The organism is Posidoniimonas polymericola (assembly GCF_007859935.1).
Lineage (GTDB): Bacteria > Planctomycetota > Planctomycetia > Pirellulales > Lacipirellulaceae > Posidoniimonas > Posidoniimonas polymericola.
The window spans coordinates 1-2,016 of sequence record NZ_SJPO01000023.1; the positions used below are offsets into that span (position 1 = coordinate 1).

1 protein-coding gene is annotated in these 2,016 nt (G+C 61.4%); it reads left to right on the forward strand.

Annotated features, from left to right (window positions below; genetic code table 11):
* The first annotated feature begins 682 nt into the window (after positions 1–682).
* The gene (ltrA, locus tag Pla123a_RS24355; protein ID WP_197527670.1) at positions 683–1,954 is read left to right on the forward strand and encodes a group II intron reverse transcriptase/maturase; all 1,272 of its coding nucleotides are present in this window, start codon (positions 683–685) and stop codon (positions 1,952–1,954) included.
* Positions 1,955–2,016: the final 62 nt, after the last annotated feature.

The window sequence follows — 2,016 nt, forward strand, 5'->3', positions numbered from 1 at the left end:
TTGTGTACGCCCGGCACGGGCGTGATTGTTGTGGGGTGCAAGTCCCCTGTACGAGACTGGGAGTCTCACGGAGATCAGTCTACCAAATGCCGGCTCCGATCGACAAAGTACTAGACGAGGGCAACTGCGGAAGGGCGACCGACCGTGGGGAGGAAGCCTGCGAATGCGTGCGTAAGCACCGGCCTGATTTCGCCGCCGGTCGCATTCTCGTCAAAGCTGCGAGGCTACGAACAGAAACGCCATACAAGGCCGGTTCGACCAGGCGAGTGAGCACAACATCACGAAGCCGTTCCCAGTCGGTCGCTCAGGTAAATGGCGAGCTTGCGCAGCGAAGCATCACGCTCTTATCCGGGGAGACCTGCCCGACGGCCTGCGAGCCGTCGGTCGCTCCAGCGAGTAAGGCTTGCCTGAAAGGCTGGAACGCCGCGGAGCCATCCACGGCGGGCGAGGCAGGAGTCAGCCGAGGTCGTAGTACCGACCCTCGAAAACCAATCGAGACGGGAAGGACCGAACGATGAAGAACAAGGAGGAGCCATCGACCAACTCGCTACGAGGGAACCCCTCGGCGCCAACCCAGCAGGACCACCCTGCTGGCCGAGGCGACGAGACCACACGTTCACTATCCCGACCGGGACGAACCGTAGCGGCGCGGGCCGAGCAGCCAGCCTTGAGCTTATTCCCGATGTCTTTGATGGAGGCCGTTGTCGACCAGGCCAACCTCGAAACCGCCTGGAGAAACGTGAAAGCGAACCGCGGAGCCCCCGGCCCCGATGGGATCACGATCACGAAGTTCCCCGACTGGTTCCGAACACGGTGGCCGCAGGTCCGACAGCAGCTCCTCGGTGGGACGTACCGGCCAGGACCGGTGCGGCGCAAAACCATCGACAAACCCGATGGCGGCCAGCGGTTGCTCGGTATCCCAAACGTGCTCGACCGACTGATTCAGCAAGCCATCGTCCAGGTCCTGACGCCGATCTTCGACCCGCATTTCAGCGAGTCGAGCTTCGGTTTTCGGCCCCAACGCTCTGCTCATGGAGCAGCCAAGCAGGTCGGGCGTACGATCCGTCGTGGTCATCGCTATGCCGCCGACATCGATCTGTCGAAGTTCTTCGACCGAGTTCAGCACGACGTCCTGCTGACGCGTGTCGCTCGTCGAGTCGACGACAAGCTGCTGCTGCGATTGATCGGCCGCTACCTGCGAGCGGGCGTGATGGTCGATGGAGCTCTGCAACCAACCGATATTGGCACGCCCCAAGGCGGTCCACTCAGCCCGATCTTAAGCAACATCCTGCTTGACGATCTGGACAAGGAGTTGGAACGCCGAGGGCTGCCGTTCGTGCGGTACGCGGATGATTTCGCCGTCTTTGCGAAATCGAAACGTAGTGCCGAGCGAATCATGACATCGGTCTCGCGCTACTTGACTGGCGCCCTTCGCTTGGTGGTGAACCAAGAGAAGAGCCAGGTTGTCGCCAGCACAGAATTCGAGTTCCTTGGATTCGCATTCGTCAAATCGCGCGCGACGATCAACGTAGCGGCGAAGTCCGTCCGGAAGTTCAAGCAGCGTATCCGCGAGATTACCGGCCGCAGCCGGGGCATCTCGATGGAGGATCGCTTGGGCAGACTGCGACGATACGTTCGCGGCTGGATGGGCTACTTCGGCTTGGCGTCTCAGTTGAAGCTGTTCGACAGACTCGACCAGTGGATACGTCGTCGCATTCGAATGTGTCACTGGAAACAGTGGCGTCGGCCGAAACGCCGACGCGAAATGCTCATTCGGCTCGGCGTTCCGCGACGTCAAGCGATTCGCCACGCACGCAGTCGCCAAGGCTACTGGCACATGTCCAAAACCATCGCCAGCGGCGTGGGGCTCAACAATGCGTGGCTTGCAGAACAGGGACTCCTCAGCATCAAGACACTCTGGGCAGAGCTTGCTCCCCTTCGTCGAACCGCCTAGTGCGGACCCGCATGCTAGGTGGTGTGGGGAGGGTCACCGGCAACGGTGGCCCTTACCCGGTT